Consider the following 14,979-nt stretch of genomic DNA (forward strand, 5'->3'; position numbering starts at 1 on the left):
TGGGGGATGGGGGAAAGCTGGCGTTCGTCTATCTGCTGTGGCGTACTCATTCCCCAATCATACGCATAATATGCGGTTGACGGAGAATAATAACAAAGAAAGGGCGTATTTAAATTCCCTAGTATTCCACGCGTAGTTCGGACAGCCGGACTTCACCAGCCTCATCGGAGGCATCCAAATCGACAGTGCCAACGATGTGGTAGGAGTTGTCCCCCTCTGGGTCCTTGAGGATCTGCCGGACGGTCCACGATCGTGAACCCCCGACGCTACGAGCCCCTGAGCCCTTGGCGCCCTTGTCCAGGACAAAGTACTCCGGGCCCCGTGCTGCTGGCCCAGTATCGATGTCATCGTAGTCATCGAAGTAGTCATCGAGAGCTTGGCCAAAGTCGGGGATCTCCTCCAAATAATCCAACAAATCTGCCAAGCGATCTTCCTTCTCCAAGGCAAAGAGCTGCGCGAGCCGGAAGAAGTAGTTGCGCACCATGATGCCAAAGGCACGCTGATTGGCTGTCAAGGCAGTGGGATCCTCAACGCCGAAGGCCAATTCGCGGTCCAAATCCGCCTGGGAAATGGGGGAGTCCTCGCCGGCCATTTCAGCCCACTCGTCGACGAGCGAAGAATCAACCTGGCGGATAAGCTCTCCGAGCCAGACGATGATGTCCTCGAGCTCCTCGGTAAGGAACTCGGCAGGGATCGACTGTTTGAGCGTGCGCCAAGCATCAGTGAGGTAGCGCAGGATGACGCCTTCAGAGCGGGCGAGTCCGTAGGTGGCGACAAGGTCGGAGAAGGTCATGGCGCTCTCTAGCATGTCGCGAACCACGGACTTAGGACGCAGCTCAAATTCCTTGGCCCAAGGATTGGTTTCGCAAAAAGTGTCGTAGGCCTGCTCCAAGAGCTCTTCGAGTGGCTTCGGCCACGTGATGTCTTCCACGATGGCCATGCGTTCGGTGTAGTCCACCCCGTCTGCTTTGAGCGCCGCGATCTCCTCGCCACGGCGTTGCTTTTGCTGAGCAATCAGGACTTGGCGAGGATCATCGAGCACCGCCTCGAAGACGGAGATAACGTCGAGTGCATACGTGTCCGAATCCGGATCCAGCAAGGTGAGCGCCGCCAACGCGAAGGGCCCCAAAGGTTGATTCAAGGCAAAATCGCGCGGCATTTCCCGCACCACGTGGTAAGGGCGGCCATAGATATCGAGGCCCTTGGTGGATTTTTGGACCACGCCTGAATTGAGAAGCCCTCGAAACAGGCTCAGCGCCGTTAAGATGTCTTCGTTCTGGCGCGCACGCGTGTTGTGGCTCGTACGCAGCAGGTGTTTTAGGTGTTCGTAACCGTTGCCGTGGCGGGCGAGCACATTGAGCAGCATGGAATTGGAGACTCGGAATTGGGAAGTGAGCTGCTCCGGTTCGGCGTCGATAAGCCGGGCATAGGTCTGTTCCGACCACGAAACCTCGCCATCGCGCGCGGACTTCTTCTTCAGTTTCTTTAGGCGCGCCGGGTCATCGCCCACGCGCCGCCGCGCTTTGGCGTTTTCGATCTCGTGCTCCGGCGCCTCTACGACGACCGTGCCTTCCGTGTCATAGCCTGCTCGGCCGGCGCGACCGGCAATCTGGTGAAACTCGCGGGACTTGAGGATCCGCTGACGGGTTCCGTCATACTTGGCCAGGCCCGTCATCAACACCGTGCGGATCGGTACATTGATGCCAACACCTAAAGTGTCGGTACCGCAGATGATCTTGAGCAGACCCTTTTGGGCCAACCGCTCCACCAAGCGCCGATACTTCGGCAACATGCCGGCATGGTGTACACCAATTCCCTTACGAAGCAGCTTAGACAGGTCCCTGCCGAACGTCGTGGTGAATCGGAATCCCGCGAGCTCAGCGGCAATGGACTCCTTCTCCTCTGAGGTGATGATCTTTGACAGCGACGTCAATGCTTGCGCGCGCTCTGAGGCCTCGCGCTGGGAGAAGTGGACCACGTAGACAGGTGCCTTGCCACCAGCGAGCAATTCCTCGATGGTTTCATGGACAGCGGAAAAGACGTAGGAGAAGTCCAACGGGACCGGGCGGGTTGTCCCAGCCACGAGCGTCGTCGTGCGTCCGGTGCGCTCAGTTAAGTCCTTCTCCAGCCACGTCGTATCGCCCAAGGTCGCGGACATGAGCAAGAACTGTGCCTTCGGCAATTCCAACAGCGGAACCTGCCAGGCCCAGCCGCGATCCGGCTCGGAATAATAGTGGAATTCATCCATGACCACCTGATCGATGGCGGCTTCCGCGCCATCTCGCAGTGCAATATTGGCGACGATCTCCGCGGTCGCAGCAATGATGGGCGCGGAACCGTTCACCGTGGCATCGCCGGTCATCATGCCAACGTTTTCTGGGCCAAAAATCTCACAGAGAGCGAAGAATTTCTCGCTCACCAAGGCCTTGATAGGGGCGGTGTAGAAGCTGCGCTGCCCTCGCGCTAAAGCTATGAAGTGGGCGGCATTGGCTACCATGGACTTACCGGATCCGGTAGGCGTGGCCAAGATGACGTTATCCTGCGCGAGGATAGCTAAAGAGGCCTCTTCCTGCGCCGGGTACAGCGAGATTCCACGGCCGGAGGTCCACGATAAAAACGTGTCCCAGATGGCCTCATCAACCATCGACTCGGGGACTTCGGCGAGATCGGGCAACATCTGAGAAAGGTTCACCCGTCCCACCTTAGGCGAAAGCCTTAGAGCATAAGTCTCCGCCCTGCGGCTGTGAAAGACCGAGACTCCTCGACAGCCGCGGCGTGCTGAGCTTATCTGAGGTTAGACGTCATCGTCCATGTCTGAGCCGGGGCCCTCGTCGCGCCCGTAGTTATCCTCGCGGTCGTCGATGTCTTCAGAGAGGATATCCGGGTTGTCATCGAGTCCGGCAAGGAAAGCCTCGAAGTCAGCCCCGATTTCCTCGCCCGTAGGCATGTGCTCTTCACCCGGCATAATGGCCTGCGGATGGCGGGAACGGTAGCGCTCCATATAAGCGTCGTACTGCTCTTCCAACTGGCGGACCACGCCCGCGATCTCTTCAGAATCCGTCACCTGCTCCTCGAGCTGCTGGTTGACGCGAGCCACGTCTGCCTCCAAGCTACCCAAGGGAATGTTGAGGTCGACGGCTGAGGCAACCGAATCCAGAAGACGGAGCGTGGCCGCTGGATAAGGCGAGGCCGCCAGATAATGCGGCACATGCGCGGTATAGCCGGCCACGCGGCGGCCCTTCTTATCCAAGGCACGCTCAATATACAGGGCGGCTGCGCCGGGGACCATCATGGTGGATTCCATGCGTACCATAGAGTTAAGGAGTTCCGGGGCATTGCCGTGCGCAGTGACCACCGTGGGGCGGGTGTGTGGCACCGGCATGGGCGCGGAGTAGAGCATGATGGTGTTCTTGATATCGAACTTTTCAACCAAGTTCACTACCGCATCCGTAAAGGCCTCCCACCGCAAGTCCGGTTCCGGTCCGGACAGCAGCAAGAAAGGCGTGCCGGAATTATCCCGCAATACCTTGATGCCCAAATCCGTGTTCTCAATCTCCACGGTGCGGTCATGGTCGATAGTGACGGCAGGGCGGCGTGAACGGTAGTCAATGAGTTCGTCGTTATTAAACGAGGCCAGCTGGCGGTTTTCCAACGCGGCTTTGAGGTGATCAGCACTGGCTTCAACGGCCTGGCCTGCATCGGCGTAGCCATTCATGGCAACGATCATTGTGGGGCCTGCGCCTGGAGTGGAATCATCCTTGACCACTGGAGCGGGGTACTCCAGCTCGTACATGCGGCGCTGTTCTTCCTGCATGGTTGTGACTCCTCCTTCTAGCCGTGTGCTTGTTCTCGAGCGTACGACCTCAATCAGTGTTCTGTGACATGCAACGCTTAAGGCTTACCGCCTATTCCCAGAGGCGACTGGGCGTCCGGGGCGAACGCGAAGCTGGTCCGTACACGCGGGGCTCCCGCAGGGAACCAGTGATGATCGTTCAAGCATGCCATATGGAGGCTGGTTGTGCCAGGATTCCACTTGCTGGGTGTGGAAAACCGGGCTACTTCCAGTGGACTGCGCACTAGCCCGGACTCGTTATCCACAGATGTGCCGTGGACGGTCTTAGTGCTCTAGCGAACTGAGGTAAGTGTGGTTCAGGCTACAAGGTATGAACACACTCTCAACGCATACAGACCGCACTCCACCGATAACGACCCCAGGTCACCTCCTCGCAAACATCCCTGGCCTCCTAGGCTTCTATCCCACTGAATCGGTGGTTTTCATGGCTATCGATACCACCCCGCGAGGCCCAGCCATGGGCCCGCTTGCTCGCGTCGACATTGCTGATGCCCAAGGGGCAGTAGCGGACATCTCGCCGTTACTGGCCGAGCACGCCCGCGAAGGTGTGTTTGCATTCCTTATTTCGAAGCGTCCCCTCACCGAGCTCAGGGAGGTGGCTCACTGGCTATATGGCCTAGACCGCGCCGAGGACGGGCTGGAGGTCGACGCTGCGTGGCATACCCGGGAAATCACCAAACATGAGGCTTATGTCTTGCTTCATGGAACCGTCAACGCGGATGGAAGCGGGCCAATGAAGAAGTGGGTTGAGGGGACAATACCGGCGCTGACCGACGCCCCCTCGATGCGCTCTTGCGTCGACCACAATGTTGTACCGGAGCTCAATAGGGAGGAGTTCTTTGCTGTCTTTGCCGCAGGGAACCAGTATCTGGATGCTGCCGAAGCCGATGCCTTGGCACGGCAAGCGCGAGAAACGGCGACGCAGTATCGTGCGCAGGTAGCAGCTGTGCGGGGAAAGAAACGAAAGGACCTCTTGGATCACTTGCTCGACGATGCTCGGTGGGCGCTTCACCAGGTGGCGTCGGTGGAGGAGGCTGAGCAGGACAGTGAGCTGCTGGCAACCTGTGCTGTGTGGCTGTCAACGACGTGGACGCGCGACCTTGTCGTGAACGTGTGCGCGACGTCGGGCGAAAAGGGAGCGCATCTCCTTCTGGCGGCGGCGCGGACATTCGGCGGCGAGTTGCGGGCAAACGCGCTGACTCTCTTTGCGCTGGCGCAGCTGGAACAGGAGTGGGATATCCTCGCGGGTCCTGCATTGCAGCTCGTCGTGGAAGAATTTCCCAGCCACCGCCTAGGCTCACTCCTGTGCCAGGCATACCGTCATGGCCTGCACGAAAAGATTCGGGACTCAATTCATACAGGCGCCCTCAAAGCCTATGAAAACGCTATAGGGGAAGGGGAGGAGCATTCAGAGGATGCGGCTAGCGATGCGCAGAATGTGCCCGCTCGCCGAGCTGCTGGGTGAAGTTCCACGCGTCTGTCACGATGGTGGTCAGATCGGTGCGGCTGGGGTTCCACCCGAGCTCGGATTTGATCTTTTCCGAAGAGGCCACGAGTGTTGCGGGATCCCCAGCGCGGCGAGGTGCAAGCTCAGCCGGGATGGGGTGACCGGTTACTTCGCGGCAGGCCTCAATGACCTGTTTGACGGAGTAGCCATCCCCGGAGCCAAGGTTGTAGATGCGGTGCGTTCCTGCGGCGTTGCTCTCCAGCGCTAGGACGTGGGCCTCTGCCAGGTCTCGGATGTGGATGTAATCCCGGACCGCGGTGCCGTCGGCGGTGTTGTAGTCATCGCCGAAGATGTAAATCTTGTCGCGGTGCCCCAGCGCTACCTGCAGGACGAGGGGAATGAGGTGGGTTTCTACTTCGCGGTTTTCTCCAATGGTGCCGTAGGCTCCGGCGACATTGAAGTAGCGCAAGGAGGTCGCCCCAAGGCCGTAGGCAGTGGCATAGGACGTGATCATGTAGTCAATTGCGAGCTTGGACGCGCCGTAGGGATTCGTTGGCTGCGTAGGCATCGACTCCGTAATTGGCACTTGCGCTGGCTCGCCGTAGGTTGCAGCGGTCGAGGAAAAGACGAGGTTTGTGACCTCGAATTCCCGCATGGCGTTTAGGAGCGTCAGCGTGGTTACGACATTATGTTGCCAATAGTCAGCGGGGGCTTCAACGGATTCACCGACGAGGGAACGCGCCGCAAAGTGCAGCACGCCGTCGAATCCACCTTCAGACAACACCTCACGGGCGACATCAGCGACGTCGCCTTCAACGAGACGTGCCTGCTCTGGGATGGCCTCGCGGTTGCCGGTAGAGAAGTTGTCGATGATGGTGACGTCGTGGCCTTTTTCAACCAAGACTGCCGCGCACACACTGCCGACATATCCGGCACCACCGGTAACTAACAGCTTCATCGTCTTACTTCTCCTTAACTCGGATGGCGTGGGCGAGATCGTCGACAAGCTCGACAGTATGGCCCGACTTCGTCGTCAGCGTAATGGTTCCGCTCTCATTGACCACCGTCACCTGCGAACCGATTTGGATTCCGCAGGAATAAAGATCATCGAAGGTCGAGCTGTCGGCCTGCAACACCTCATTGATTTGCACGATGGTGGCTTCAGTTTCTTGTCCCGTGGGGAGGTCGATGGCGCGGGTTCCCAAGTCGAGCTCCACCGGGGTCGTGCCCAACTGTGCCAAGCCTGGGATGGGGTTGCCGAATGGTGAGCGCGAGGAATCCTCCAATACCGCGACGACGCGCTTTTCTACCTCTTCACTCATGACGTGTTCCCACCGGCAGGCCTCGTCGTGGACCTTGTCGATGTCCAGTCCAAGGACGTCTGTGAGCAAGCGTTCAGCTAGGCGGTGCTTGCGCATGACGTTGGTTGCCAATTCGCGGCCCTGTTGGGTGAGGTCGAGGCTGCGATCAGTGCGCACGTGGAGCAGACCATCGCGCTCCATACGAGCCACGGTCTGGGATACGGTCGGCCCAGACTGCTCTAAACGCTCTGCGATCCGCGCGCGGAGGGGAGTGATGCCTTCCTCTTCGAGCTCGTAGATGGTGCGCAGATACATTTCCGTGGTGTCAACTAGGTCCCTCACGTGGGCTTACCTTTCTGCGTTGTGGGCGGTGCGTAGCCACATAGGTTTAGACGCGGTAATAAGGATGTATTAAGAGAATATCTTAAACAATAGCGCATTCATTGAAAGTATTGAGCGCGCAGCGCTGTGCCTCCGGCGGGGTTCGACGGGGCACGGCAACCTCGCGGGACCTTGTGGAACGACGAAAGCCACCGAGCGCTGACCGCCAAAGCCCACAATGCTGTTTCAGCTGGGCTAGCAGGTAGCTGGCTCGATGGCTCATGCCAGGATTCGAATAAAAGATTTAGAGTGCGTATTCGCGGAGGCGATCGGCGCGGTTTCCTTCGCGCAGCTTGGCCATGACCTCACGTTCAATTTGGCGAACGCGTTCGCGGGAGAGACCGAACTTGCGGCCAATCTGGTCGAGGGTGCGCGGAACCCCATCGTCCAAGCCATAGCGCAAACGGATGACGTCCTGCTCGCGCTCCTCCAAAGAACCAATGACGGAGCGGATATCGGAGTGGCGCATGGAAGCAACCACGGCGGTTTCGGCGTCCGTTGCTTCGGCATCCTCGATGAAGTCTCCCAGTGGAGCCTCTTCATCGGTGCCCACCGGCATATCCAAGGAGACAGGATCGCGGGACTGACGCAGCAGCATTTCGATCTTGGACTCTTCGATTCCCGATTCCTCTGCGAGCTCCTCGTTCGTAGCCTCGCGGCCTAGGGATTGGTACATCTCGCGCTTGATGCGCGAAAGCTTATTAACCTGCTCAACTAGGTGTACAGGGAGGCGAATTGTCCGGGACTGGTCAGCCATGCCGCGGGTAATGGCCTGGCGGATCCACCAGGTTGCGTATGTGGAGAACTTGAAGCCCTTGGCGTAGTCAAACTTCTCCATCGCGCGAATCAGGCCCAAGTTACCCTCCTGGATGAGATCCAGTAGCGGCATGCCGCGGCCGGTATAGCGCTTAGCCAGGGAGACCACGAGGCGCAAGTTTGCCTCCAAGAGGTGGGAGCGTGCCTTCTTACCTTCGCGGGCCAAAATTTTCAGGTCACGCTTCTCCGCGCGAGTTAGCTTCTCGGCATTGGCGAGCTTGTACTCGGCGTAGAGGCCAACCTCAATGGTCTGCGCCAATTCAACCTCGTCCTCGGCGCTCAGCAGCGCAGTCTTGCCGATTCCATTGAGGTAAACGCGGACCAAGTCCGCGGAGGGATTGTCATTGGTCTGGTTACGGCGTGAGCCGCGGTCAACTTCCTGTCCGTCCTCGTCCTGGACGCTAGCAGCGGATGATGTGGCCATCTCATGCCTCCTAAGTTGCGGCTTGGTTCATCCCCTACAACGGGCCTTCGCGTCAGATAGTTCCCACGGGCCCAAAAATGTTTAATCACCCGGGATGTGCGAGAGGTTTTAGGCCATTTTGGGGGAGGCGCGCCGAAGCTAGACCTCAACGAGCACGGTAAACGGTCCTTCATTGACGGAGGAGACGCGCATCATCGCTCCAAAGCGGCCTTCCTCCACAGTGATCCCGCGCTCGCGAAGGCGAGCGACAACTCCCTGGATAACCGGCTGCGCGGCTTCACCCGGTGCGGCATCTGACCACGATGGGCGCCTGCCTTTGGCCGTTCGCCCGTAAAGGGTGAACTGACTTACCACCAGAACAGGCGCACCGCTGTCGGCCACGCTCGTCTCGCCTTCTAGGATGCGCAGCTCAGCGATTTTGCGCGCCATCGTGTCCATCCGCTCTTCCAAGGTTGGTCCCTCGGCAGTGCCGGAATCAGAACCTGCCGCGACGTCCTCGCGGGAAACACCGACGAGCGCTAAGACGCCGCCGGTATCCGGGCAGGAAATAGAGCCGACAACGTCGTTGTCTACGGTGACGGTTGCTTCGGAAACGCGGGTTAAGACAGCACGCATGGGATCGAGTGCACGACCTTTCTGGGGAGGAGTTCTTTCTCAGATGACAAACGCGAGGGACTTGGGGGAGGGAGAGGGCTACTCAGTGTTGCTAAACGCCAACAGTTCCGTAGGGATGAGTAGCCCATGGCGGATGAGATCCACAATGGCTGGAAGCGCGGCGCTGACCAACTCGGATTCCTCAAAGCCCTGCGCGGCGGCATAGAGCTCGATGGTCTCCCCAATACTCAGCCCGTGGGGATTGAGCCCGGCGACGATCGCCGCGAGGTGCTCGTCGACGTCATGCTGCCAGCGCGGACCGTCCGTGCGGCTGAGCCGTAATGCTGCGCGCTCAAAGCCCATGCCAAGCTCCGTGTCGGGCAGTGAAACGTCTTCGCGGGCGACACCTGGGCGCAGCTGCACATGCTTTGTTTCCAGCTCACCCGGCACCAGGTTGCGTAGCCATTCAATGCGAGCGAAGTATTCCTCCACTTCGGGCCCGAGCGGATCGATGACTGGCTGCGCCATGGTCTCCGCCAAAACATCGGAGGGCTCGTCGTCTGCGATGCGCTGGATAGCCACGAAGCCAAACCCGATGCCGGTGACATCATGATCACAGAAATGCTCCAGCCAACGGCGTGAACGCTCCTGGCCTTCGGCACTGCGAACATCCACGGATTCATCGCTCAACCACGTGGAAACATAGAGCGCAGGGTCCGCCACATCGCGCTGAATGATCCACGCGGCCACGCCGGTATCCGGCAGCCATGAGGCAACCCGCTGCTGCCAAGACTTGTCGCCTTGGTGTACCCACGCAGCGAGAATGTGTGCGGTGCCCCCAGGATTGAGGTGCTCCACAGCTTGCGATATGACAAGCTCACTTGCTCCATCCAGATTGAGGCCGGAATCCCGGTACACGTGGCCCACCTCGGGCAAGCCCACCACGAACGGAGGGTTAGCAACGATTCGGTCGAAGCTCTCGTGCCGCACGGGCTCGAACCAAGAACCCTGGCGAAGCTCAACACGGTTTTCTGCGCCCGCAGCAGCGACGGTAGCGCGGGCAAGTTGGAGGGCTCGCTCGTGAACGTCTGTCGCAACAATTCTTTCAGCAGACTCCAGTTGCCCAAGGATCTGTACGCCAGAACCCGTGCCCAGGTCTAGTACTGAGGACACGGGTGTGGTCGGGGTCGAGTGCAAGAGGGAAAGACTGGCAGAGCCTACCCCCAACACGTGCTCGGGGCCGGGCACGTGATCCACTAGGGAAGCATCAACATCAGAAAACACGATGCGGTTCTTACCCACGATGACGTGTGGCCGAATGTCATAAGCCACGTAGGCGGTGCCGTGCTCGTCGGTAAGCACCGCGCCGCAGTCGAGCAGCCGGGTGGCTAGGCGTGCGCCGAGGACGTCGGAAAGCAGCGTGGCCGGTACGTGTTCGTGCAGCAGGAAGATCCGGATGAGGTGGTCCAGGCGGGAATCACCGCTTGCTCCCAGCGCCACGGCGGCTGGCTCGCCGCGATGTAGCGCTTCGGTGTACTCCGGCCCCAGGTGTCCCGCGATACCATCCGCGCTCAACCCTGCCTCAGCAAAGACGTGGGCTAGTTCTTCCGCAACGTCTGCGATGGGGTTGTCCGGGTTCATCGCCGGGCCGAAAGGGGAGTGCTGTTGGGTGCTCACAAAAATATCCTTTGATAGTTGGGGAAGGAAACGGTGACTTCTTAATCTTCGTGCTCAATTGTGGTGGTCGTTGAACTCTCCGCGTTCGTGCCCGAGGGGGAATCCTCCGATGTGGGCGCGCCGGGAAGTTCGCCGTGAGCACCGCTGGTGATTTGTTCGCGCTGTGCTTGCGCCATCTGTCGGGCGAGTGCGGGCTTGTAGACCGCTTTGTCACGTTTGTCCTTCTTCTGCCCCCGCCCGTTGCCGATGACCACGGCTATCCAGGGAAGCGGGAAGGTGACGCCCACGACGATGGCGGCGGCAATCCACCAATGCCAGGCATACACCATGACACCAGCTAGAAGCAGCGAAGGGATGCGCAGAAACTGCAAAATTGAGTAGATAACTTCGCGGCGATGCCGGTCTTGGCCGGGAGCGAGTTTGGCGGTTGTAATGAGGTAAGCCTCACGCCCGAATCGACGCCCACGCCGCCGCCCCGATCGTGGGGTATGGCGGACGTTATCGCGCGAGTTCGAAGGGGTCATGCCCACCAGCGTAGCGGTAGGACTCGCCAACTTCGATACCGATGCGGCATGATAGTGGGCGTGAGTACGACGACTAAGACTATTGAACGCCCTGATGTCCGCGAGGATACGTCGACCAACGACGACACCCCGAAGTTTTTCCACTATGTAAAGAAGAACCAGATCCTCGATTCCGCGGTCAACGGTAAATACGTCGTTGCCCTCTGTGGTGAGACCTTCCCCGTAACCAAGCAAGCCAAGCCCGGTTCGCCCGTGTGCCCGGACTGCGAGCGCGTATATAAGAGCCTGCGCCGCCGCTAAGCGTGCCGTCGACGCTTAGTATTGCGTCGACGTAAAACGAAGACTTTCACAAGAGCGGGATGTTGGGATAACTAGAGGGGGATAGTCGCTGACCGTGTCTACACAGACTCCAGCACAAAGATTTGCCAATAATGGTTCGCTGCGTGTGTGGCAACGCGCGGCCTTGGATAAATTCCTGGCCACCAAGCCGAAGGATTTCATGGCGGTGGCAACGCCAGGCGCAGGTAAGACTACCTTCGCCCTGCGCGTGGCCACAGAGCTCATGGCGGACCGTACCGTAGAGCGCGTGATCGTGGTGGTGCCCACCGAGCACCTCAAAGTGCAGTGGTCTGAATCTGCCTCCCGCGTGGGGCTCGCGCTGGATCCGAAGTTCACGAACTCTTCTGGAGTCAACCCCGCCATGGATGGCGTGGTGGTGACCTACGCCCAGGTAGGCATGCACCCCTTTAAGCACCGCGCGGTGGCCTCAGCCCGGCGCACCTTGGTGATTCTCGATGAGATCCACCACGCCGGCGACGCCAAGAGCTGGGGTGACGGCGTGCGCGAGGCCTATGACGACGTGGAACACCGCCTCGCCCTGACCGGTACGCCCTTCCGCTCGGATGATTCCCAGATTCCTTTCGTGCGCTACGAGGAGGACGGGGAAGGGCACTTGGTCTCCCGCTCCGATCACACGTACGGCTATGGCGATGCGCTTGCCGACGGCGTCGTGCGCCCCGTGGTCTTCCTCAGCTACTCCGGCGAGTCCCGCTGGCGCGATAGTGCCGGCGAGGAGCATGCGGCCCGCTTGGGCGATATCCTCAATCCGGAGCAGACCGCCCGCGCGTGGCGCACCGCTCTGGACCCCAAGGGCGAGTGGATCCCCACCGTCCTTCAAGCTGCCCACACGCGTCTGATGCAGATGCGCCGCAACATGCCGGATGCCGGCGGCCTCGTACTCGCTACCGATACGACGACGGCGCGCGCCTACGCGAAGATCCTCAAGCAGATTTCAAACACCCCGGTATCCGTCATCCTCTCCGATGACCCGGGTTCCTCCGCGCGTATCGCAGAGTTCTCCGAATCCACCGACGAGTGGATGGTGGCCGTACGCATGGTGTCCGAGGGTGTCGACGTACCGCGCCTCGCAGTGGGTGTCTATGCCACGTCTGCCTCGACCCCGCTCTTTTTTGCTCAGGCCATCGGCCGCTTCGTGCGCTCCCGCATGCCGGGAGAGACCGCCTCGGTATTCCTGCCGTCTGTCCCGGTCCTGCTGGGGCTGGCGGAGAACATGGAGAAGCAGCGCGACCACGTCCTCGGAGGGGAGAAGAACCCCGACAAGGAGGGCTGGGATGATGAGCTGCTCGAGGACGCCAACAAGAAGAAGTCCGAACCGGACATGCTCGAACCTTCCTATGAGTCCCTCGGCGCGGAAGCAGAATTCTCCGGCCTGCTCTACAACGGCTCGCAGTTCACCACGGGCAATATCACCGACGAAGAAGAAGACTTCCTCGGAATTCCCGGGCTTCTCGACGCAGACCAGGTCAAGGACCTCCTGCGCAAGAAACAGTCCGATGAGATGGATCGCCGTGAGGCAGAGGAGAAGGCGCGCCGGGCTGCTGAGGCGGCGGAGGAACAACGTCGCAAGCTCTACGGCACCCCGCATGCGCCCAAGCGTGGGGCGGAGGCGTCGGCAAGCAGCACCGGATCCCAGTCAGGCGTGGTGGATGAGATTTCCGCGCTGCGCAAGGAGCTCAACACGGTGGTCTCCATCACCGCTCAGCGCACCGGCCGCCCGCACGGAGCCATCCACACCGAAGCGCGCAAGGCCTGCGGCGGACCTCCTACCGCGCTGTGTAACGCTGAGCAGTTGCAAGAGCGCATCGATTATCTACGCAAGTGGTAGCTGTGCGGACGCAGTAGAATCCGGCACAGTATCCGGTGGCGAAGGGTAGGCTCGGCAGCATTGTGAGAAGAGTGCTCTAGGCCAAGGAAAACCTAAGGAGAAAGATGATGAAAAAGCTCATCAACTCACCGGACAACGTAGTAGCCGAATCAGTAGAGGGCTTCGCGTTAGCCCACGGTGATATTGTCACTCGCAACACGAACCCGCTGTTTGTTTCCCGCAAACAGAAGAAAGAACACGGCAAGGTGGCTATTGTCTCCGGCGGTGGCTCTGGGCACGAGCCGCTGCATGCCGGTTTCGTCGGCCATGGAATGTTGGACGCGGCCGTGCCCGGCGCTATGTTTACATCTCCGACTCCAGACGCCATCCAAGCAGCCACCGAGGCAGCTAATGCTGGGGCGGGAGTGCTCTACATCGTGAAGAACTACACCGGCGATGTCCTCAACTTCGATACTGCGGCAGAGCTGGCTGAATTCGATGATATTGAAGTTAGCCAGGTCATCGTCGACGACGATGTCGCGGTGGAGGATTCTACGTTTACCGCCGGTCGCCGCGGCGTCGCCGGAACCCTCTTGGTGGAGAAGCTAGCCGGTGCCGCGGCCGAGCGCGGCGATGACCTCGCTGCAGTGACCGCTGTGGCGAAAAAGGTGGTAGAAAACACCGCGACTATGGGCGCGGCGCTTTCCGCCTGCACCGTGCCCCATGTGGGCAAGCCTTCCTTTGACCTCGGGGAAGACGAGGTTGAGTTGGGCGTGGGCATCCACGGCGAGCCGGGCCGCAAGGAGATTCCGCTGGTTTCGGCCGACGACGTAACGGACCACTTGCTTGATCCCGTCCTGGCAGACCTTAAGCTGAGCGAAGGCGAGCGCACCATCGTCGTTGTCAACGGCATGGGAGCCACCCCGGCCTCTGAGCTGTACGTGGTTTACCGCCGGGTAGCTCAGCGCTTAAAGGAGGCGGGAGTGAGCATTGAACGCTCCCTTGTGGGCAACTTCGTTACGAGTCTGGATATGGCCGGGTGCTCCGTGAGCGTCATGCGCGCCGACGACGAAGACCTTGCGCTTTTCGACGCCCCCTGCCACACCGCCGCACTACGCCAAGGAGTGTAACTATGACAAATGATGTAACTCTTTCAACCGACTGGGCATTAGCGTGGATGAATAATTGTGCTGCAGCTGCGCATGAACACCGCGAGGAGCTCATCGAGCTTGACCGCGCCATTGGAGACAGCGACCACGGTGAAAACGTCGATCGCGGCTTCCGCGCCGTCGTGGAGAAGATGGGCGCGGAAATCTCCCCAGAGGATTCTACCGTCGCTGATGTTCTGAAACTGACGGCAAAGACACTCATGTCCACCGTTGGCGGCGCCTCCGGGCCGTTGCTAGGGACCGCTTTCTTGCGTGCGTCTAAGGCTGCCGGTTCCGGGGCGATTGATGCGCCCACGGTGGCCAGTCTAATCGAGGCTGCACTCGAGGGGATTACTGCGCGCGGCAAGGCCGCGGAAGGGGAGAAGACGATGGTCGACGCCTGGGCGCCGGCCGCACGAGCTGCCCGTGAAGCGGCGGATGCCGCGCTGAGTCCCGCTGAGGTTGTGCGGGCGGCTGCTGACGCCGCAGCAACCGGCGCGGAGGATACCATTCCGATGGTGGCAACGAAGGGCCGCGCTTCCTATCTTGGGGAGCGCTCTGCTGGGCACAAGGATCCGGGTGCTACGTCCTCGGCTCTGTTCCTGGCCGCGGCTGCCGATGCTGCCGAGACTTCAACGAAGGAGGCATAG

Annotated in this window: 13 protein-coding genes; 5 read left to right on the forward strand and 8 right to left on the reverse strand. The window is 60.1% G+C overall.

The features are described from left to right. Nucleotides 1-118: 118 nt before the first annotated feature. Both HMPREF2808_RS04295 and HMPREF2808_RS04300 read right to left on the reverse strand, forming a co-directional pair. Entirely contained in the window at nucleotides 119-2,692 is a 2,574-nt protein-coding gene (locus tag HMPREF2808_RS04295) for a DEAD/DEAH box helicase (protein WP_070521984.1), read from the reverse strand. A 102-nt stretch (nucleotides 2,693-2,794) separates the two neighbouring features. After that, entirely contained in the window at nucleotides 2,795-3,814 is a 1,020-nt protein-coding gene (locus HMPREF2808_RS04300; RefSeq protein ID WP_070521987.1) for a PAC2 family protein, read from the reverse strand. Nucleotides 3,815-4,163: 349 nt separating this feature from the next. Between HMPREF2808_RS04300 and HMPREF2808_RS04305 the strand changes: the two genes are divergently transcribed. Continuing rightward, nucleotides 4,164-5,318, forward strand: a complete 1,155-nt coding sequence (locus HMPREF2808_RS04305; RefSeq protein ID WP_070521990.1) for a DUF4192 domain-containing protein — start codon at nucleotides 4,164-4,166, stop codon at nucleotides 5,316-5,318. Here the strand turns inward: HMPREF2808_RS04305 and galE are convergent. The 6 genes from galE to HMPREF2808_RS04335 all read right to left on the reverse strand — a co-directional run bounded on the left by galE (nucleotide 5,275) and on the right by HMPREF2808_RS04335 (nucleotide 11,017). After that, on the reverse strand, nucleotides 5,275-6,258 hold the full coding sequence (galE, locus tag HMPREF2808_RS04310) for a UDP-glucose 4-epimerase GalE (protein ID WP_070521993.1): 984 nt from the start codon (nucleotides 6,256-6,258) through the stop codon (nucleotides 5,275-5,277). The genes HMPREF2808_RS04305 and galE overlap by 44 nt on opposite strands. 4 nt (nucleotides 6,259-6,262) lie before the next feature. Continuing rightward, entirely contained in the window at nucleotides 6,263-6,943 is a 681-nt protein-coding gene (locus HMPREF2808_RS04315) for a metal-dependent transcriptional regulator (protein WP_070521996.1), read from the reverse strand. 283 nt (nucleotides 6,944-7,226) lie between these two features. Next, a complete protein-coding gene (locus tag HMPREF2808_RS04320) occupies nucleotides 7,227-8,222 on the reverse strand; it encodes a sigma-70 family RNA polymerase sigma factor (RefSeq protein WP_010190233.1) in 996 nt (331 codons plus the stop codon). Between the two features lie 138 nt (nucleotides 8,223-8,360). Further along, the gene (dtd, locus tag HMPREF2808_RS04325; RefSeq protein ID WP_070521999.1) at nucleotides 8,361-8,837 is read right to left on the reverse strand and encodes a D-aminoacyl-tRNA deacylase; all 477 of its coding nucleotides are present in this window, start codon (nucleotides 8,835-8,837) and stop codon (nucleotides 8,361-8,363) included. Nucleotides 8,838-8,915: 78 nt separating this feature from the next. Continuing rightward, on the reverse strand, nucleotides 8,916-10,457 hold the full coding sequence (locus HMPREF2808_RS04330) for a DUF7782 domain-containing protein (RefSeq protein WP_198530958.1): 1,542 nt from the start codon (nucleotides 10,455-10,457) through the stop codon (nucleotides 8,916-8,918). A 77-nt stretch (nucleotides 10,458-10,534) separates the two neighbouring features. Next, on the reverse strand, nucleotides 10,535-11,017 hold the full coding sequence (locus tag HMPREF2808_RS04335; protein WP_070522006.1) for a DUF3099 domain-containing protein: 483 nt from the start codon (nucleotides 11,015-11,017) through the stop codon (nucleotides 10,535-10,537). Between the two features lie 48 nt (nucleotides 11,018-11,065). Between HMPREF2808_RS04335 and HMPREF2808_RS04340 the strand changes: the two genes are divergently transcribed. From HMPREF2808_RS04340 to dhaL, 4 genes are all read left to right on the forward strand, one after another. Continuing rightward, a complete protein-coding gene (locus tag HMPREF2808_RS04340; RefSeq protein ID WP_012715089.1) occupies nucleotides 11,066-11,317 on the forward strand; it encodes a DUF3039 domain-containing protein in 252 nt (83 codons plus the stop codon). Between the two features lie 94 nt (nucleotides 11,318-11,411). Beyond that, nucleotides 11,412-13,202, forward strand: coding sequence for a DEAD/DEAH box helicase (locus tag HMPREF2808_RS04345; RefSeq protein WP_070522009.1), 1,791 nt, complete (start codon nucleotides 11,412-11,414; stop codon nucleotides 13,200-13,202). A gap of 107 nt (nucleotides 13,203-13,309) precedes the next feature. Next, nucleotides 13,310-14,311: a dihydroxyacetone kinase subunit DhaK gene (gene dhaK, locus HMPREF2808_RS04350; RefSeq protein ID WP_070596691.1), complete on the forward strand. Its 1,002-nt coding sequence runs from the start codon at nucleotides 13,310-13,312 to the stop codon at nucleotides 14,309-14,311. A gap of 2 nt (nucleotides 14,312-14,313) precedes the next feature. Beyond that, complete coding sequence (gene dhaL, locus HMPREF2808_RS04355; RefSeq protein WP_070563179.1) at nucleotides 14,314-14,979, forward strand: dihydroxyacetone kinase subunit DhaL; 666 nt, start codon at nucleotides 14,314-14,316, stop codon at nucleotides 14,977-14,979.

This window comes from Corynebacterium sp. HMSC078A10 (assembly GCF_001811565.1).
GTDB classification, from domain to species: domain Bacteria; phylum Actinomycetota; class Actinomycetes; order Mycobacteriales; family Mycobacteriaceae; genus Corynebacterium; species Corynebacterium hesseae.

What these genes read in the sequence shown, in the direction of transcription:
- HMPREF2808_RS04300 (WP_070521987.1), bottom strand. Translation starts at nt 3,814, where the DNA reads ATGCAGGAAGAACAGCGCCGCATGTACGAGCTGGAGTACCCCGCTCCA.
- HMPREF2808_RS04305 (WP_070521990.1), top strand. Translation starts at nt 4,164, where the DNA reads ATGAACACACTCTCAACGCATACAGACCGCACTCCACCGATAACGACC.
- galE (WP_070521993.1), bottom strand. Translation starts at nt 6,258, where the DNA reads ATGAAGCTGTTAGTTACCGGTGGTGCCGGATATGTCGGCAGTGTGTGC.
- HMPREF2808_RS04320 (WP_010190233.1), bottom strand. Translation starts at nt 8,222, where the DNA reads ATGGCCACATCATCCGCTGCTAGCGTCCAGGACGAGGACGGACAGGAA.
- dtd (WP_070521999.1), bottom strand. Translation starts at nt 8,837, where the DNA reads ATGCGTGCTGTCTTAACCCGCGTTTCCGAAGCAACCGTCACCGTAGAC.
- HMPREF2808_RS04330 (WP_198530958.1), bottom strand. Translation starts at nt 10,457, where the DNA reads ATGAACCCGGACAACCCCATCGCAGACGTTGCGGAAGAACTAGCCCAC.
- HMPREF2808_RS04335 (WP_070522006.1), bottom strand. Translation starts at nt 11,017, where the DNA reads ATGACCCCTTCGAACTCGCGCGATAACGTCCGCCATACCCCACGATCG.
- HMPREF2808_RS04340 (WP_012715089.1), top strand. Translation starts at nt 11,066, where the DNA reads ATGATAGTGGGCGTGAGTACGACGACTAAGACTATTGAACGCCCTGAT.
- dhaK (WP_070596691.1), top strand. Translation starts at nt 13,310, where the DNA reads ATGAAAAAGCTCATCAACTCACCGGACAACGTAGTAGCCGAATCAGTA.
- dhaL (WP_070563179.1), top strand. Translation starts at nt 14,314, where the DNA reads ATGACAAATGATGTAACTCTTTCAACCGACTGGGCATTAGCGTGGATG.